General features: G+C 69.3%; 18 protein-coding genes and 1 riboswitch. Of the genes, 7 read left to right on the top strand and 11 right to left on the bottom strand.

The features are described from left to right. Nucleotides 1–17 precede the first annotated feature (17 nt). Together ACFYPA_RS20820 and ACFYPA_RS20815 are read right to left on the bottom strand one after the other, a co-directional pair. Nucleotides 18–470, bottom strand: a complete 453-nt coding sequence (locus ACFYPA_RS20820) for a GNAT family N-acetyltransferase (protein WP_359082607.1) — start codon at nt 468–470, stop codon at nt 18–20. Nucleotides 471–512: 42 nt separating this feature from the next. Next, complete coding sequence (locus ACFYPA_RS20815; protein ID WP_359082608.1) at nt 513–971, bottom strand: MarR family transcriptional regulator; 459 nt, start codon at nt 969–971, stop codon at nt 513–515. Between the two features lie 140 nt (nt 972–1111). Here ACFYPA_RS20815 and ACFYPA_RS20810 point away from each other — a divergent pair, with 140 nt between their 5' ends. After that, on the top strand, nt 1112–2326 hold the full coding sequence (locus tag ACFYPA_RS20810) for an MFS transporter (protein ID WP_359082609.1): 1215 nt from the start codon (nt 1112–1114) through the stop codon (nt 2324–2326). A 41-nt stretch (nt 2327–2367) separates the two neighbouring features. Then, entirely contained in the window at nt 2368–2793 is a 426-nt protein-coding gene (locus tag ACFYPA_RS20805; RefSeq protein ID WP_359082610.1) for a heme-binding protein, read from the top strand. 48 nt (nt 2794–2841) lie between these two features. On the opposite strand, the gene ACFYPA_RS20800 is transcribed toward ACFYPA_RS20805, so the two are convergent. The 6 genes from ACFYPA_RS20800 to ACFYPA_RS20775 all read right to left on the bottom strand — a co-directional run bounded on the left by ACFYPA_RS20800 (nt 2842) and on the right by ACFYPA_RS20775 (nt 7588). Continuing rightward, nucleotides 2842–3750: a GNAT family N-acetyltransferase gene (locus tag ACFYPA_RS20800; protein ID WP_359082611.1), complete on the bottom strand. Its 909-nt coding sequence runs from the start codon at nt 3748–3750 to the stop codon at nt 2842–2844. 4 nt (nt 3751–3754) lie between these two features. Continuing rightward, nucleotides 3755–4282, bottom strand: coding sequence for a DUF2269 domain-containing protein (locus ACFYPA_RS20795; protein WP_359082612.1), 528 nt, complete (start codon nt 4280–4282; stop codon nt 3755–3757). Between the two features lie 83 nt (nt 4283–4365). Further along, nucleotides 4366–4845: an NUDIX domain-containing protein gene (locus ACFYPA_RS20790; protein WP_266780427.1), complete on the bottom strand. Its 480-nt coding sequence runs from the start codon at nt 4843–4845 to the stop codon at nt 4366–4368. Between the two features lie 63 nt (nt 4846–4908). After that, complete coding sequence (locus ACFYPA_RS20785; RefSeq protein ID WP_359082613.1) at nt 4909–5805, bottom strand: LysR family transcriptional regulator; 897 nt, start codon at nt 5803–5805, stop codon at nt 4909–4911. A 206-nt stretch (nt 5806–6011) separates the two neighbouring features. Next, on the bottom strand, nt 6012–7142 hold the full coding sequence (locus ACFYPA_RS20780) for a cystathionine gamma-lyase (RefSeq protein WP_359082614.1): 1131 nt from the start codon (nt 7140–7142) through the stop codon (nt 6012–6014). A 68-nt stretch (nt 7143–7210) separates the two neighbouring features. Then, nucleotides 7211–7588, bottom strand: coding sequence for a phage holin family protein (locus ACFYPA_RS20775; RefSeq protein ID WP_359082615.1), 378 nt, complete (start codon nt 7586–7588; stop codon nt 7211–7213). Nucleotides 7589–7655: 67 nt separating this feature from the next. Between ACFYPA_RS20775 and ACFYPA_RS20770 the strand changes: the two genes are divergently transcribed. The 4 genes from ACFYPA_RS20770 (at nt 7656) to ACFYPA_RS20755 (ending at nt 9916) form a co-directional block, all read left to right on the top strand. Next, nucleotides 7656–7973 (top strand): cupin domain-containing protein, encoded by a 318-nt coding sequence (locus tag ACFYPA_RS20770; protein WP_359082616.1) that lies wholly within the window; start codon nt 7656–7658, stop codon nt 7971–7973. 170 nt (nt 7974–8143) lie between these two features. Beyond that, nucleotides 8144–8353, top strand: a complete 210-nt coding sequence (locus tag ACFYPA_RS20765) for a DUF5326 family protein (protein ID WP_359082716.1) — start codon at nt 8144–8146, stop codon at nt 8351–8353. A gap of 253 nt (nt 8354–8606) precedes the next feature. Then, nucleotides 8607–9377, top strand: a complete 771-nt coding sequence (locus ACFYPA_RS20760) for a helix-turn-helix domain-containing protein (protein WP_359082617.1) — start codon at nt 8607–8609, stop codon at nt 9375–9377. Nucleotides 9378–9478: 101 nt separating this feature from the next. Then, the gene (locus tag ACFYPA_RS20755) at nt 9479–9916 is read left to right on the top strand and encodes an SsgA family sporulation/cell division regulator (RefSeq protein WP_114245561.1); all 438 of its coding nucleotides are present in this window, start codon (nt 9479–9481) and stop codon (nt 9914–9916) included. Nucleotides 9917–9996: 80 nt separating this feature from the next. On the opposite strand, the gene ACFYPA_RS20750 is transcribed toward ACFYPA_RS20755, so the two are convergent. Beyond that, nucleotides 9997–11337, bottom strand: coding sequence for a YibE/F family protein (locus ACFYPA_RS20750; protein WP_359082618.1), 1341 nt, complete (start codon nt 11335–11337; stop codon nt 9997–9999). A 71-nt stretch (nt 11338–11408) separates the two neighbouring features. Continuing rightward, nucleotides 11409–11542, top strand: a riboswitch (TPP riboswitch). On the opposite strand from ACFYPA_RS20750, the gene thiC reads away from it, so the two are divergent. Further along, nucleotides 11535–13331: a phosphomethylpyrimidine synthase ThiC gene (thiC, locus tag ACFYPA_RS20745; protein ID WP_359082619.1), complete on the top strand. Its 1797-nt coding sequence runs from the start codon at nt 11535–11537 to the stop codon at nt 13329–13331. (Overlaps the previous riboswitch by 8 nt.) Before the next feature lie 260 nt (nt 13332–13591). Here thiC and ACFYPA_RS20740 read toward each other — a convergent pair whose 3' ends face one another. Then, nucleotides 13592–14416 (bottom strand): hypothetical protein, encoded by an 825-nt coding sequence (locus ACFYPA_RS20740; protein WP_359082620.1) that lies wholly within the window; start codon nt 14414–14416, stop codon nt 13592–13594. A 181-nt stretch (nt 14417–14597) separates the two neighbouring features. Beyond that, a complete protein-coding gene (locus tag ACFYPA_RS20735) occupies nt 14598–15656 on the bottom strand; it encodes a metallophosphoesterase (RefSeq protein WP_359082621.1) in 1059 nt (352 codons plus the stop codon). Between the last annotated feature and the right edge of the window lie 34 nt (nt 15657–15690).

Here is a 15690-nt window from a genome sequence, read left to right as displayed (position 1 = left end):
TGGATGCCGGGCTGCGGTCAGAGAGCGAGCTTGAAGCCCACATGGCTGGCGACGAAGCCGAGCCGTTCATAGAAGCGGCGCGCGTCGGTCCGGGTCACATCGGACGTCAGCTGGACCAACTGGCAGCCCTGACGCCGTGATTCGTCCACGGCCCACTGGATCATCCGCGTGCCGAGACCGGTTCCGCGCTCGGCCTCGTGGATGCGGACGCCCTCGATCATCGACCGGGTCGAGCCGCGCCTGGAGAGTCCGGGGATCACGGTCAGCTGGAGCGTCCCGACGACGCGGTCGGCACGCACGGCGACCATCACGTGCTGATGGGGATCGTCGGCCAGCCGCCGGAACGCCGCGAGATACGGGGAGAGGTCGTCCGGCGACTCGCGCCGGGCGCCCAGCGGATCGTCGGCGAGCATGGCCACGATCGCGGAGAGATCGCCGACAGCCGCGGGACGGATTTCCAGATCGCTCATGATCGGCAGCCTACGCCGCGCGGCGCCCCGTGGACGGGCCCTCTAAGCAGGGACCTTCAGCTCCTCGACCGCCCGGACGAGCGGGGCCAGTTCGGGGTTCTCGGCGGCATCGTCCAGCGCCGCCCGCAGAGCGGTGTCGTTGGTCGGCCTGGCCTCGGAGAGCAGGGTGAGACCGGCTTCGGTGACATCGGTGTAGATGCCCCTGCGGTCGGTGTCGCAGAGGTACCGGGTCAGCAGGCCCCGGTCCTCGAGGCGGGTGACCAGACGTGTGGTGGCGCTCTGGCTGAGTACGACGGCGTCGGCCACCTGCTTCATCTGCAGGTGCCCGCCGGTCCCGTTGTGCTGCCGGCTCAGGACGTCCAGCAGGGAGTACTCCCGCACGCTGAGACCGTGTCCGGCCTGCAGGGCCCGCTCGATCCGGGCCTCGATCTTCCCGTGGAGCAGGGAGAGCGCGCACCAGCCCTGGGAAAGGGCGGTCAGTGCCGGGTCCGTCGCTGTCATGGGTCTCTCCTCCGTGCCGGAGTTGCTTGCGTCCAGGATAGGCGACGGCTGCAATAGCCCGCGCTTGCAATTAACCAGCGTCTGCAATTATTGTGGACGCTCGTAAGGCGCAGACGCAATCTTCTGGAAAGGTGGAACCCATGCCGCTCGCGCTCCTCGCCCTCGCCATCGGGGCATTCGGTATCGGAACGACCGAGTTCGTGATCATGGGGCTGCTTCCCGAGGTGGCGGCGGACTTCCAGGTCTCGATCCCGACCGCGGGCTTCCTCGTCACCGGCTATGCGCTCGGTGTCGTCATCGGAGCCCCTCTGATGACCCTTCTCGGCACCAGGGTCAGCCGCAAACGCATGCTGATGATCCTCATGGCGCTGTTTGTCGTCGGCAACGTCGTCTCCGCGACCGCCCCGGTCTTCGGAGTGATGCTCGCGGGCCGGGTGATCGCCTCGCTCGCCCACGGCGCCTTCTTCGGCATCGGATCGGTCGTGGCGGCAGACCTCGTCGCCCCGCACAAGAAGGCCGGCGCGATCGCGATGATGTTCACCGGTCTCACCGTCGCCAACGTCATCGGCGTGCCGCTGGGTACCTACATCGGCCAGAGTGCCGGCTGGCGGAGCACGTTCTTCGTCGTCGCCGCCCTCGGCGTCGTCGGTCTGCTCGGTGTGGCGAGGCTCGTTCCCGACCAGCCCCGCCCCGAAGGCGTACGCCTTCGCCACGAGGTCGCCGCGTTCCGCAATGTGCAGGTGCTGCTCGCCATGGCGATGACCGTGCTGGGCTTCGGCGGGGTCTTCGCCGCGATCACGTACATCACGCCGATGATGACCGGGATCGCCGGTTACTCGTCCGCGTCCGTCACCTGGCTGCTGGTGCTCTTCGGCCTCGGCATGGTCGCCGGCAATCTGCTCGGCGGCAAGTTCGCCGACCGTCGTCTGATGCCCCTGCTGTACGTGTCGCTGGGCGGCCTCGCCCTCGTCCTGTCGCTGTTCACGCTGACCGCCCACAACAAGATCGCGGCAGCCGTCACCATCTTCCTGATCGGCGGCCTGGGCTTCGCGACCGTACCCCCGCTGCAGAAGCGGGTGCTCGACCAGGCAGCCGGCGCTCCGACTCTCGCCTCCGCGGTGAACATCGGTGCCTTCAACCTCGGCAACGCCCTGTCCGCCTGGCTCGGCGGCATGGTCATCGCCGCCGGTCTCGGTTACACCGCACCCAACTGGGTCGGCGCGGTCCTCGCCGCCTCCGCCCTGGTCCTCGCCGTCGTCTCCAGCAGCCTGGAGCGGCGCACGGCGTCCCGGAACCGGCCGGTGGTCACCCACGCTCCGGAGCCGGCCGTCGTACCCGCTGCCACCCGGCACTGAGTTCCAGCCCCACCCCACCACCCCCCGCCAAGGAGCCCCCCATGAGCACTCCCACCACTGCTGTAGTTCCGCTGACCACACAGGACGCGGAGGCGCTGATCGAGGCGGCCCGTGCGTCCGCCGAGGCCGCAGGTGTCGCGGCAGCCGTCACGGTCCTGGATGCGGGGGGCCACCTGCTGGCCTTCCGCCGCGACGACCGGGCCGTCCTCATCGCCGGTGAGACCAGCACCCGCAAGGCGTACACGGCGCTGCAGCTCGACACCCCCACGGCCGACCTGGTCGACGCGGTCCGGCCGGGCGGCCTCTTCCACACGCTGCCGACCGCGCTGGACCGGCCGCTGCTCTTCATCGCCGGCGGCGTCCCGGTCCATCGCGACGGCCGGCTGATCGGCGCCATCGGAGTCGGTGGCGGTGCGCCGGAGCAGGACCACGGGTTCGCCACCACCGCTGTCGCCGGTCTCGTCTGAGGCTTGGTACACCCTGGGAACGCAGGGGACGAAGAGCGGGCGGCGGGTTCAGCCCGTCGCCACGCTCAGCGGTGCGAAACGCCGGGTCCAGTCTCCCGGCGGCGGCGTGCTGCCGAGGCGCATGACCGTGGTCGCCGTGCCGGGCTCCAGGCCGCACGCCTCGAACCAGGCCAGCAGCTCCTCGTGACGGGCGTCGACGTCCGCGCGCAGGGGCCGGTCCGTAGCCGCGGCGAGGGAGACGACGAGCCGCTTCGCCGTGGCGGTGTCCCGCGCGATCAGCGGCCCGACCGCATGGCTCTCCGAGCTGGGCCACAGTGCGGCGTACCCGACGAGCTCCCCACCGTCCTCGGCCACCCGCAGATGGTCGGCGAAGGCCGGGAGACGGGTCAGCAGGCGCATGCGGTCGAGGCCGAAGGCCTCCGCGTCCAGACGAATCATCGCCGGTAGGTCCCCCGCTGTCGCGGGGCGGACGGTCGGGCCCGCGCCGCTCGTCGGACCCGGATGCACGCCCGCTCCGCGGCTGCCGGCCTCACCGGGCGGCCGGAAGTGCCCGCTCACCCGCTGGGCCCGGCCCACCGCGCTGAAGCCGAGCTCCTCGTAGAGGGGACGGCCTGCCGACGTCGCGTAGAGACTGAGGGGGATGTCGCCGGTCGCGTCGATCACCCGACGCATCAGGTGTCGTGCGACTCCCTGGCGGCCGTAACGCCCGGCGACCAGGAGCATGCCGATGGTGGCCAGTTCCGGACCGTACGAGGTCACCACGCAGGTAGCCACCAGACCCTTGCCCTCGGGATCGTCGATGCCGTAGGCGGTCCCCGCGGTGAGGAGCAGTCCCCACCGGTGCTCATCGCGCGGCCAGCCACGGTCCTCGCTGAGATCGGCGCACGGGACCAGGTCGTCCCGGGTGAGACGCCGTACGGGTAGGTCGGCGAGGGGGCGGGGCAATGAGCTGGGCATGGGGTCAGGCTGTCCGACTCGGTGATCGCTCGTCCAGCGCTTTAACGGATCTGGCCGAGACCCGCAGACGCCGGCCGCGCCGGGTGGGCCCCCAGGGCTTCAGTACGGAGATCGCGGTGATGAAGAGATAGGTCGCGCCGGCCACGGAAGGAGCGACGACGAGATCGATGTCGGCGGTCCCGCGCTCAGCGGCTCCGTCGATGCCGGGGCGCAGTGAGAAGACGGACAGTCCCGTGGTGACCAGGGTGAGCCAGAACTTCGTCCAGACCCAGCGGTGTCTGGCCAGTCCCCAGGGGGTGCCGAGCGACAGGATCAGGCCGCTGAGCAGGGCGGCCAGGGCGACCGGGACGACAAGCCAGTCGCCGAAGATCTTCATGGCCCGGATGGCGGCCTGCGCGGTGACCGGATCGCCGGTCGCGAAAGCGGTGATGCCGAGCGTCAGCAGGCAGACGGTGAGTCCGAGCCAGCTGACGGATACCGACACGTGGGTGACGAGAAGGCTTCTGCGGAGGCGGCGCTTGAGTGGTTTCACGTGAAACACGGTGCAGCGTGCCGCGCGACGGGACATCTGCCGAGGGGAGTATCTCCACGTACTGGACTCGGCGTACGGCTTGATCAGCCGAGGTCGGGAGCGTGCATCGCCCGGACGCCCTCGATGTTGCCGTCCAGGTAGTGCCTCAGCGACAGCGGAACGAGGTGCACGGCAGCGATGCCGACCCGGCTGAAGGGCACCCGTACGACGTCGTACTCCCCACAGGGGTCGTCGATCTCGGGGCCGTGGCGCAGGGACAGGTCCATGGATTCGAGACGGCAGACGAAGAAGTGCTGGACCTTGACGCCCTTCACACCGCCGCCCTCGATGTGTTCCACGGTGTCGACGAAGCAGGGCACCACGTCGGTGATCTTCGCGCCCAGCTCCTCGTCCAGTTCGCGGTGCAGGGCTTCGACGACGGTCGCGTCCTCGGGCTCCACCCCGCCGCCGGGCGTGAGCCAGTACGGATCCACCCCGGGCTTGGTGCGCTTGATGAGGATCAGGTCATTGCCATCGAGCAGGACGGCGCGTGCGGTGCGCTTGACCACAGGACGTTCGGTCATGGCAAGAGAGTGGCCCGCAGAACCGGTTCTGAAACACCCGACGGCTGCCGGCCCGTCCTGCGGTCACCAGTCGGCTGCGGCTCGCAGTAATACCTCGTGTGCCCGTGCGAGGTGCGGCAGTGCGAGCGTGCCGGTACGTGCGGCGAGGAAGTACGTGCGCAGGGGCGGTACCGGCGGGTCGTGGAGCGCCACCACCTCGCCCCGCTCCAGCGCGCCCTCGCACAGATACCGGGGCAGCACGGCGAGCCCGGCCCCCGCTGCCGTGCACTCCAGGACGGCCCGCAGATCCGGCGTGATGACCGCGCCGGCGGCCGCCGGCCGGCTGTCGAAGACCGCCGCCCAGTAGCGGGAGACAAGGGGGAGACTCTCGTGCACCTCCACCACGGGCAGCTGCTCCAGAACCACCGGGCCGTCGCGCCGCAGCGTTCCCGGCCCCAGACGACCGGCCCACCGGGGCGCCGCGACCAGAACGTGCTCCTCGTCGCAGAGGGGGGCGGCGGTCAGCAGGCCGCCGCGTGGCCGGGCCGTCACTATGGCCAGGTCGTGGTGCCCGGCGGCCAGACCGTCGAGCGTCTCGTCGGTATCGGCGGAGAACGAACTGCGCAGTGCCAGCCCCTGCGCGATGAGCGGGGTGAGCGCGGGCAGGGCCCGCAGGGAGGTGAACTCCGGCGGTCCCGCCAGATGGAGCGTCCGTACGCCCGTCTCCGTGTCGAGCTCGGTCTCGGCTATCTCGACCAGCGCGTCCAGATGGGGAGCCGCCCGGTGCGCGAGTTCGTCGCCGATGGTGGTGGGCGTCACGCCGCGGGCCCGTCGGAGGAAGAGCGGGCGGCCCAGTTGCCGTTCCAGGGTGCGGATCTGCGACGTCACGGCGGGCTGGGAGAGGCCGAGAAGTGCGGCGGCGCGGGTGAACGAGCCCGCGCGGTGCACGGTGAGGAAGGTGCGCAGCAGGGCCAGGTCCATGTCCGTCCCCTCTCGCCCGTGCGGCCCGTAGGACCCGGACAACTATAAATATGTCGATAGGTCGCTGCCGCTACTGTGATTGGACACTGACGCAGAGTCAACTAGCCTTGTCGAGGCGGTTCTTCGGGTGGAGAAGACGGAGAACCGGGACGGTCCGAGCCACGAGGGGGGAGGCTCGGACCGTCCGTACCGCACCGGTGCGGGTCTCAGCTCCCGGTGACGGCCTCGGCCAGCGCACGTTCCACGTCGGCCACCAGGTCGGCGGGGTCCTCGGCCCCGACGGAGAAGCGGATGAAGCCTTCCGGCACGGCGTCCCCTCCCCAGCGGGCCCGGCGCTCGGCGGTGGAACGCACGCCACCGAAGCTGGTGGCGTCCTCGACGAGGCGCAGGGCCAGGAGGAAGCGCTCGGCGGTGCCGCGGTCCGCCAGTACGAAGGACACGACGGAGCCGAAGCGCCGCATCTGGCGCACGGCGTTCGGATGCGAGGGGTCGCTGGGCAGCCCGGGGTAGCGCAGCCCGCTCACTTCCGGGTGCTCGGCAAGGGCCTCGGCGAGCAGGAGGGCGTTCGCGCACTGCCGCTCGATCCGCAGTTCCAGCGTGGCCAGGGAACGGTGGGCGAGCCAGGCCTCCATGGGGCCCGGGATCGCGCCCACCACCTTGCGCCAGCGCCTCACCCCTGCTGCCAGCTCGGGATCCAGGCAGGTCACATGGCCGAGCAGGATGTCGCCGTGGCCGGTCATGCCCTTGGTGTCGCTGGCCACCGAGAAGTCGGCGCCGAGCTCCAGCGGGCGCTGGCCGAGCGGGGTGGCGAGGGTGTTGTCGACGGCCACCAGCGTGCCGCCCGCGTGCGCAGCCTCGACGAGCCGGCGCACGTCACAGACGTCGAGCCCGGGGTTGGACGGGGTCTCGATCCACAGGAGCTTGGCCCCCTCCAGCAGATCCAGCTGAGCGTCACCCGCGGTCGGGGCGGTGCGCACCTCGACGCCGAAGGCCTCAAGCTGCTCCCGTACCAGCACGAGTGCCTGGTAGCCGTCGTCGGGCAGCACGACGACGTCGCCGGCGCTCACCTGGGACAGCAGGACCGCGGAGACCGCCGCCATGCCGGAGGCGAAGACCGTGGTCAGGGCATCCTCGCCCGGCGCTTCGAGTTCGCCGATGGCCCGTTCCAGATGGGTCCACGTCGGGTTGGTGTCCCGGCCGTAGGTGTACGGCCCGGTCGGCTCGCCTGACAGGTGGTAGTGCGCGGCGAAGACGGGGCCGGGGAGAGTGGGCTCGTACTGCTGCGGTTCCGGCAGACCCGCACGTACCGCCCGGGTTCCGTCGCCCATGGTGCTCATTGGGGTGTCCTCGATTCTCTCCCCGGTCTGTCGCCGGTCCTGCCGTCACTGTTTCAGGTGCGGGAGCTTCAGTCCTCGTCGGGCAGGACCACGTTCAGCGCCCAGGACACGATCGAAATGATCAGACCGCCGAGGACGGCGGTCCAGAAGCCGTCGACATGGAAACTCAGGTCCAGCACATCGGCCAGCCAGGAGGTCAGCATCAGCATCAGGGCGTTCACCACCAGGGTGATCAGTCCCAGGGTGAGGATGAAGAGCGGCAGCGTGAGCAGCTTCACCACCGGCTTGACCAGGAAGTTGACGAGACCGAAGATCAGCGCGACCAGGATCAGGGTCAGTATCTTGCGGCCGGTGCTGCCGCCGGTCAGCGTGATGTCGTGGAGCAGCCAGATGGCCACGGCCAGAGCGCCCGCGTTGGCGATCGTCTTGACTACGAAATTCTTCATGTGTCTGATCGTGGCAGACATGATCGGTGGCGGACACCGGCTGGGCAGAGACAAGGAGCGGACGGCCATGAAGGCATTCAGACTGGACGAACTGGAAGCGGAACGGGCCGCCAACGACGGGGCCTACCTCCAGTTCGTCCGCGAACGGAACATGTCTGTCGGTCTGTACGCCCTGGACGCCGGAGCACTCGACCCGCAGCAGCCGCACAACCAGGACGAGGTCTACCTCGTCGTCAGCGGACGTGCGTCGATCACCGTGGGCATGGAAACCACGCAGGTAGGCAGAGGAAGTGTCGTGTACGTGCCTGCCGGCACCGCCCACAAGTTCCACCACATCACGGAGGACCTGCGCGTGATGGTGGTGTTCTCGCCGCCCGAGGGCTGAGTCGTCCATCGCGCCGGGACGGAGTTGTGGCCCCCCGAGGGCCGAGCCGCGTCTCGGGGATCCCTAGGGGATCGATCAGGGGAGTTCAAGGGGTCAGGGCCCCCGCAGCCCGCCCGGACACCTCTAGCATCGAAGCAGGAACTCACAGAGACGAGGTATGGACGATGGCCGTGCGGGAGATATTCGCGGGAATGCCCTGGTGGGTGAAGTGGATCGCGGTGCCCGTCATCGCGATCGTCGTGTTCGGCGGCCTGATCGCCAGCATCGTCGGCTTCGTGATCGGTCTGCTGTTCAAGGTCCTGATCTTCGTGATCCTGATCGGCGGGCTCGTCTTCGTCGTACGGAAGTTCATGTCGTCCTCCTCGCGAGGCGACTGGTAGCGCGACCGGTTACCGCGCGGCCGGCCGGGTGATTAGCCCAGCTGAGCTAAGCGGAAGGTGAAACGGCACCTCGTCCGGATGCTCCCGATACAGTGACAGTCCGCTGCCGCCACCTGGGAAAACACCGTCAGTAGCCACCCTGACCAGTGGTTTGTACGGCATCCGGCCTTCTGGACCCCAGGCCTGCGGCAGATCTGTGGGGGCGGCCCCCACAGGCGGGCTGACCGCCCGTCACCATGCCTGGGGGTGACCGTTGACCACGGCATCGAGTACCGCTGTACCGACGTTGATCGGATCGGTGCAGCGGGCACTGAGGCTGCTGGAGGCTGTGGGCACCCATCGGGACGGGGCTCCGGCCAAACAGCTCGCACGGGAAGCGGGGCTCCCCCTTCCCACCGCCTACCACTTGCTGCGCACGCTGACCCACGAGGGGTATCTGCGCAGGGAGAACGGTGTCTTCCTCTTCGGCGCCGCCGCGGAGCGGCTGGTGGACGACGGCGCGCTGCAGAATCGGCGCAGCAGAATGACCCAGTCCCTGGGGCGGTGGCGGGACATCATCGGCGCCCCGGTGTACTGCGCCGTCTACCGCGACGGTGAGATCGAACTCGTCGCGGTCGCGGACACCCCGGCGGCTCCGGCGGTGGAGGAGTGGGCGGCCTTCGGCGAGACGGGGCACGCCCACGCGATCGGCCAGTGTCTGCTGAGCCAGCTCGACGAGCAGGCCCGCGAGGACCACCTGGACCGGCATCCGGTGCGCCCGCTGACCCGCTACTCCGTGCGCGACCGTCCGGCACTCCTTGAGCGGCTGCGGTCGATCGAGCGTATGGAACCTGTCATCGAACGACAGGAGTACGCCCTCGGCACGGTCTGCGCGGCCATTCCGATCACGGCCGGATTCACGGCAGCCGCGATGGCCATTTCGGTCCCCCTCGACCAGGAAGAACGGTTGCTCCCCGCAGTCGAACGACTACGTGGCGAAGTGGCCAGCCTCTTGCGTTCGTTCGTGTTCTCTATCAGTATCTGAAAAATCACTCCTTGTGATCTGCTATCGCGTGCACCACGATGGCGTCAATAGGGCCATGGGGGATCATTCCTGGCCAGATTCATCTACTGCGGGGTTGAACGATGCGCGAGTCGGTTCAAGCTGAGGTCATGATGAGCTTCCTCGTCTCCGAGGAGCTCTCTTTCCGTATCCCGGTGGAGCTCCGGTACGAAGTGTGCGATCCGTACGCGATCCGGATGACCTTCCATCTGCCCGGCGACGCCCCCGTCACCTGGGCTTTCGGCCGCGAGCTGCTGCTCGACGGCCTCAACAGCCCCAGTGGTGACGGCGATGTACACATCGGGCCGACCGAGCCCGAAGGGCTGTCCGATGTCCACATCAGGCTCCAGGTGGGGGCCGACCGAGCCCTCTTCAGGGCCGGTACGGCACCTCTCGTGGCATTTCTCGACCGGACGGACAAACTCGTGCCGCTCGGGCAGGAGTGCACGCTGGGTGACTTCGAGGGCAATCTGGAAGAGGCACTGGGGCGGATTCTGGCCGAGGAACAGAACGCCGGCTGACGAAGCCCGTGCCCTTGGCCTGCCTGCCGGTCGAACAGCACACCTGCCGAACGGGTGAATCGCTCTCCGTGTTCGGGCACTCAGGACCTCGCCCGACGACGGCGTCCCCTGCCGCTCCGTACGGGAGGCGGAGGTCCTGCGTCCACGCCGGAACCGGCGCGGTCCGCGGAGACAACCAGCGCCGCGAGCGCGGTGGTCACCGGGACCGAGGCGACCAGCCCGATCGAGCCGATCAGTGTGCGCACGATCTCCTCCGCCACCAGTTCGCTGTTGGCCACCGTCCCCACGCCGCTCTGGGCGACCGAGAACAGCAGCAGCAACGGAAGCGCCGCGCCCGCGTAGGCGAGCACCAGGGTGTTGACCACCGAGGCGATGTGGTCGCGTCCGATCCTGATCCCTGCCCGGTAGAGCTTCTTCGCACTCATCGTCGGGTCCGCCTGGTGCAGTTCCCAGACCGCCGAGGTCTGGGTGACCGTCACGTCGTCGAGCACTCCCAGCGAACCGATGATGACGCCGGCCAGCAGCAGCCCGCTCATGTCGATGTGCGGATACAGGCCGTGGATGAGACCGGTGTTGTCATCGGTGTTCCCGCTCAGGCTCGCCCAGCCGATGAAGAGCGAGCCGAGCAGTCCGATGAGCAGCAGTGAGATCAGGGTGCCGATGACGGCGACCGAGGTGCGGGCCGTCAGCCCGTGGCAGATGTAGAGCGCGATCAGCATGATCGCGCTCGCTCCGACGACCGCCACGACCAGCGGGTTGGAGCCCTGCAGGATGGCCGGAAGGATGAAGAGGGTCAGCACGGCGAACGACAGGGCGAGCGCCACCAGGGCCATCACCCCGCGCATTCGGCCCACGGCGACCACCACCAGCGCGAAGATCCCCGCCAGCAGCATCAACGGGAACTTCCGGTTCACATCGGTGACGGAGTACTGGAGGTCATGGGGTGCGTCCGGGGCGTACGCGACCACCACCCCCTGACCGTCCCGCAGCTGCCGGGGTGCGTCGGGCTGGACGACCTCGACGAACTTCCGGCCGTCGTCCTTCCCGCTCGTGATCTCGACGGTCGCCTTCTTGCAGAGGGCGGCCCCGTCGTCGCCCTCGGCCTGGTCGCCGGTGGGCGGGGCGTTCTCGCCGCTGACGGGCAGCTGCGAGGCGTTCACGTCCTTGCAGTCGACCTTGTCGATGTTCACCACCTTGCCCTGTTGGGTCTGCCGGTCGAAGCCGACGCCGGTGCGCTCGTGCGCCGGCGCACCACCGGGCCAGAGGACCACGAGCCCGACGACTACCGCCGCCGCGAACGGGATCAGCACGGCGGCGATCACCTTGCGCAGATGACCGGAGACGGGAGCGGCGGGGCCGTGGCTGTGGGAGTGCGTGTGCTGATGGCCCTGCGGTTCGGGGTCGCTATGAGGGGACGTCACCGGCAGATCATCGCAAGAAGACAAGGGGCCCTCTGTTCAGCTCGCCAACAAGGGCGCTAGCGTGGTGGCACCTTTGCACACGCGGGAGCTCGGAGCACCGGGCTGAGAGGGCGCTGATCTCCGTACGTCCGTACGGGACAGGCTGCGCCGACCGCCGAACCTGTTACCGGGTAATGCCGGCGTAGGGAGTAGGTCTCATGACCACATCGGATGCACGCACGCCTGCCTCGAACCAGAACGACGAGGCCGGGAAGTCCATCGGCTGGCACAAGGGTTACGTCCAGGGCTCACGCCCGGACCTCCGGGTGCCGGTTCGTCAGGTGCACCTCACCAACGGCAAGGACGTGACGCTGTACGACACGTCGGGGCCGTACACCGATCCCACCACCGAGACCGATGTCCGCCGGGGACTGGCGCCCCTGCGGGAGCACTGGATCATCGCCCGCGGTGACACCGAGGAGTACACGGGGCGTCCCGGACGGCCCGAGGACGACGGGCTCAAGCACACCTCACCGCGCGGTGGGCTGCGCAATCTGGACGCGGTCTTCCCCGGCCGCCCCCGGCAGCCGCGGCGCAGCCGGGACGGCCGTCCCGTCACCCAGCTCGCGTACGCCCGCCGGGGCGAAATCACCCCGGAGATGGAGTACGTCGCGATCCGGGAGAACGTCGGGCCCGAGGTGGTGCGCGAGGAGATCGCCGCCGGCCGGGCCGTGCTGCCGGTCAACGTCAACCACCCGGAGATCGAGCCGATGATCATCGGCAAGCGGTTCCTGGTGAAGGTGAACGCGAACATCGGCAACTCCGCGGTCTCGTCCTCCATCGAGGAGGAGGTGGACAAGATGACCTGGGCGACCAAGTGGGGCGCCGACACCGTCATGGATCTGTCCACCGGCCGCAACATCCACACCACCCGTGAGTGGGTTCTTCGCAACTCCCCCGTCCCGATCGGCACCGTGCCGCTCTACCAGGCCCTGGAGAAGGTCGACGGCAGGGCGGAGGAGCTGACCTGGGAGGTCTACAAGGACACCGTGATCGAGCAGGCCGAGCAGGGCGTCGACTACATGACGGTGCACGCCGGCGTGCGCCTGCCGTACGTGCCGCTGACGGCCCGGCGCAAGACCGGCATCGTCTCCCGGGGCGGCTCGATCATGGCGGCGTGGTGTCTCGCGCACCACAAGGAGTCTTTCCTCTACGAGCACTTCGAGGAGCTCTGCGAGATCCTCGCCTCGTACGACGTGACGTACTCCCTGGGCGACGGGCTGCGGCCCGGGTCGATCGCGGACGCCAACGACGAGGCCCAGTTCGCGGAGCTGCGTACGCTCGGCGAACTGAACACGGTCGCCAAGCGGTTCGGGGTCCAGACCATGATCGAGGGGCCGGGCCACGTCCCGATGCACAAGATCAAGGAGAACATCGACCTCCAGCAGGAGATCTGCGAGGAGGCGCCGTTCTACACGCTCGGCCCGCTGACGACGGATGTGGCGCCGGCGTACGACCACATCACCTCGGGCATCGGCGCCGCGATGATCGCCTGGTGGGGTACGGCGATGCTCTGCTACGTGACGCCCAAGGAGCACCTCGGTCTGCCCAACCGGGACGACGTGAAGACCGGGGTCATCACCTACAAGATCGCGGCCCATGCGGCGGACCTCGCCAAGGGGCACCCGGGGGCGCAGGACTGGGACGACGCGTTGTCGGACGCCCGGTTCGAGTTCCGCTGGGAGGACCAGTTCAATCTGGCCCTCGACCCGGACACCGCGCGGGAGTTCCACGATGAGACGCTGCCGGCCGAGCCGGCGAAGACGGCGCACTTCTGCTCGATGTGCGGGCCGAAGTTCTGCTCGATGAAGATCTCTCAGACCATCGCATCGAAGTACGGCTCTCAGATGGGTCTGAGCAGCGACGACGTCGAGGCGGGTATGAAGGCGAAGTCCGAGGAGTTCGCGGCATCGGGGAACCGGGTGTACCTGCCGCTCGCGGAGACGGCCGACTGACCTGCCCGCTTCAGCGGAGGGGGGCCCGCCAGGCCACCAGTCCTGGCCGGTCCGCCTCCGCGAAACCCGCCGCGAACGGCTTGTCGCCGTCATCCGGCAGCAGGTGGACGCTGCACTCCGTCACGCTGTCGCCCGGCGGGAGGGTCCGCCGGAGGACTGACGCATCGTAGGACGCCACAGCCGAGGCGGGGCGGCGGGGGTGTGGGGAGGGGGGTGAGGCGGGGTGGGCTTGGGGCGTGAGGATTGCGTGCCCGCCGCGGTCACTCCAGCTCGTGTTCCGGGCCGCCGAAGTCGGGGCTGGTGAAGTCCGGGCTGGTGAACGTCGGCCGGGGCGCGGCAGCCGGGCCGTCGTCGGGGCTGGAGAAGTCCGGCCTGCTGTAGCCGATCTTCGGGATGCGGTTGGCCGAGCGGTGCGGGATGCGCGCGGCCGGTGCGGCCCCGGGGTCGGCGAGGGCGTCCCGCAGGAACGGCAGGATGCCGCGTTCCAGCAGGGCGTGCCGCCAGGCCTCCCTGGCGCGTGCCGCGTCCTCCGGCAGTTCCTCGCCCTGCTCCTCGGCGGGCACCGAGGTCGAGCCGTTGCGCAGAGCGGTGATGAGGAGGCCGACCGCGGCGACGAGCATGGCGGCCGCCGTGGCCGCAACGAAGAACCAGCCCGCGCCGACCATGGTGCGTGCGAACGCCGGGGGCGGGTCGAGGGCCTTCAGGACGTAGCCGATGAGCAGGAAGATCACCGCGGCTGTGCCTGCCAGCACCGGCGCCAGGGTGGTGATGACGACTCCTACGCCGGCGCCCGACTGGCGGGGGCCGTGCGGGCCGGCGTCCTGGGCTCCGTCCTCGTCCGGTCCGGCGGCCGCGGCGCGGACCTCCTCGCGGGCTTTCACGTAGTGCTCGTACTCGGTGGCGGCCGCGGCGGTGATCAGCGCGGTGGCCGCCATCGCCATCGTGCGCAGCTGCACCGGATTGAGGCGTTCACCGACAGCGGCCAGATCCGGTCGTTCATGGGCGTGACGCAGTGCGTCGTCGAGGATCCGCTCGTACTCGGGCCGGTCCTCGGCCAGCAGGTGCGGAGCGCTGTTCATGTGCATCCCCCGATGCTCCGTAGGGCCTTTGCGCCCGCGCGAACCGGGCAGTCGGGCGGAAACGGAGGAGAGCCTGCTACTGATACGCCGATGGTAGAGCGCCCACGGCACGGGGTGACAGGGGGTTTCCGTAAATAGGCCCAGTGGTCGCCGTATTCAGGTCGGGATGCGTCTTCCCCGGAGAACGTCAGTCATGCAGGGGCAGTTGCACGACCAGTAGCTTTCCGGCCATGGTCACTCCGCCGTCCATGGCGATGGCGAGCCCGCCCGCGTACACGTGCGGACCGTCCACCAGCGGAGCCGACCGGTCCTCGCCGTCCTCGGAGCCGACCTCGCCGAGGAGGTAGGGAATGGGGCTGTGACCATGGACGACGCGTCTGCCGCCGTAGGCCGCCATGAGCTCCTGCACCGCTTGCGGACCCGATTCGTCGCGGAAGGCGAACCGCTTGGTCAGCTTGCGGAAGAGGTCCCAGCATTCATCGGCGTCGTTCCGCGTGAGAATGGCGTGCACCGTGTCGTTGACGTCCTCGATGGTGGAGCCGTAATCGAGGTACGCCGTCGTGTCCGAGTGCATCAGGAGGTGCTCGTCCTCCTCGACGACGGCGTCGAGCCGGGACATCCACTGGAGGTGGACGTCCTGGAGCCGCTCCATGTCGGTCTTCTGGCCGCCGTTGAGCAGCCAGGCGGCCTGGAAGGTGGCCGTTCCGGCGCCGGAGTTGACGGGGGTGTCGCCGAACCGCTTGGCGCCGATGAGCAGCAGTTCGTGGTTGCCCATCAGTGCCTTGCAGTAGCCGCCGGCGGCCGCGGCCTCGGCGGAGAGCCGCATCACGAGGTCGATGACACCGATTCCGTCGGGGCCCCGGTCGGTGAAGTCGCCGAGGAACCAGAGTCGCGCGTTGCCCGCGGACCAGTTGCCCTCGGAGTCGATCAGCTCCTGTTCGGCGAGGGCGGCGACGAGCTCGTCCAGATAGCCGTGGACGTCACCCACCACGTACAGCGGTCCGAGCCCCGGCTCCTGGGCCGGGTGCGGGTCGGGCACCGCCCGTACCCGGACGGTGTCCTCGCGGCTGATCACGGGGAGGTCCCGCGCGGTGGGGGTGTACCCCTCCGGTGGCTCGCCGCCCGGGAAGGCGCTGCCCGGGTGCGGTGGAGCGGGAGGCGCAGGGGACTGCGCATAGGGCGGTACGCGGAAGTCGCGCAACGTCGCCGTCCGCACCACGGGTTCCTGACCGGCCCCCTGTGTCATCGACCCCTCCACCACCGTCGCGCCGCCGTACACC

It is taken from the genome of Streptomyces sp. NPDC005775, assembly GCF_042871565.1.
GTDB lineage: Bacteria > Actinomycetota > Actinomycetes > Streptomycetales > Streptomycetaceae > Streptomyces.
This window is presented reverse-complemented; position numbering and strand designations above follow the sequence as displayed.

Excerpts from the sequence above, each read along its gene's own strand:
- ACFYPA_RS20820 (WP_359082607.1), bottom strand. The coding sequence starts at position 470 with ATGAGCGATCTGGAAATCCGTCCCGCGGCTGTCGGCGATCTCTCCGCG.
- ACFYPA_RS20815 (WP_359082608.1), bottom strand. The coding sequence starts at position 971 with ATGACAGCGACGGACCCGGCACTGACCGCCCTTTCCCAGGGCTGGTGC.
- ACFYPA_RS20810 (WP_359082609.1), top strand. The coding sequence starts at position 1,112 with ATGCCGCTCGCGCTCCTCGCCCTCGCCATCGGGGCATTCGGTATCGGA.
- ACFYPA_RS20805 (WP_359082610.1), top strand. The coding sequence starts at position 2,368 with ATGAGCACTCCCACCACTGCTGTAGTTCCGCTGACCACACAGGACGCG.
- ACFYPA_RS20800 (WP_359082611.1), bottom strand. The coding sequence starts at position 3,750 with ATGCCCAGCTCATTGCCCCGCCCCCTCGCCGACCTACCCGTACGGCGT.
- ACFYPA_RS20790 (WP_266780427.1), bottom strand. The coding sequence starts at position 4,845 with ATGACCGAACGTCCTGTGGTCAAGCGCACCGCACGCGCCGTCCTGCTC.
- ACFYPA_RS20785 (WP_359082613.1), bottom strand. The coding sequence starts at position 5,805 with ATGGACCTGGCCCTGCTGCGCACCTTCCTCACCGTGCACCGCGCGGGC.
- ACFYPA_RS20780 (WP_359082614.1), bottom strand. The coding sequence starts at position 7,142 with ATGAGCACCATGGGCGACGGAACCCGGGCGGTACGTGCGGGTCTGCCG.
- ACFYPA_RS20775 (WP_359082615.1), bottom strand. The coding sequence starts at position 7,588 with ATGAAGAATTTCGTAGTCAAGACGATCGCCAACGCGGGCGCTCTGGCC.
- ACFYPA_RS20770 (WP_359082616.1), top strand. The coding sequence starts at position 7,656 with ATGAAGGCATTCAGACTGGACGAACTGGAAGCGGAACGGGCCGCCAAC.
- ACFYPA_RS20755 (WP_114245561.1), top strand. The coding sequence starts at position 9,479 with ATGCGCGAGTCGGTTCAAGCTGAGGTCATGATGAGCTTCCTCGTCTCC.
- thiC (WP_359082619.1), top strand. The coding sequence starts at position 11,535 with ATGACCACATCGGATGCACGCACGCCTGCCTCGAACCAGAACGACGAG.
- ACFYPA_RS20740 (WP_359082620.1), bottom strand. The coding sequence starts at position 14,416 with ATGCACATGAACAGCGCTCCGCACCTGCTGGCCGAGGACCGGCCCGAG.
- ACFYPA_RS20735 (WP_359082621.1), bottom strand. The coding sequence starts at position 15,656 with ATGACACAGGGGGCCGGTCAGGAACCCGTGGTGCGGACGGCGACGTTG.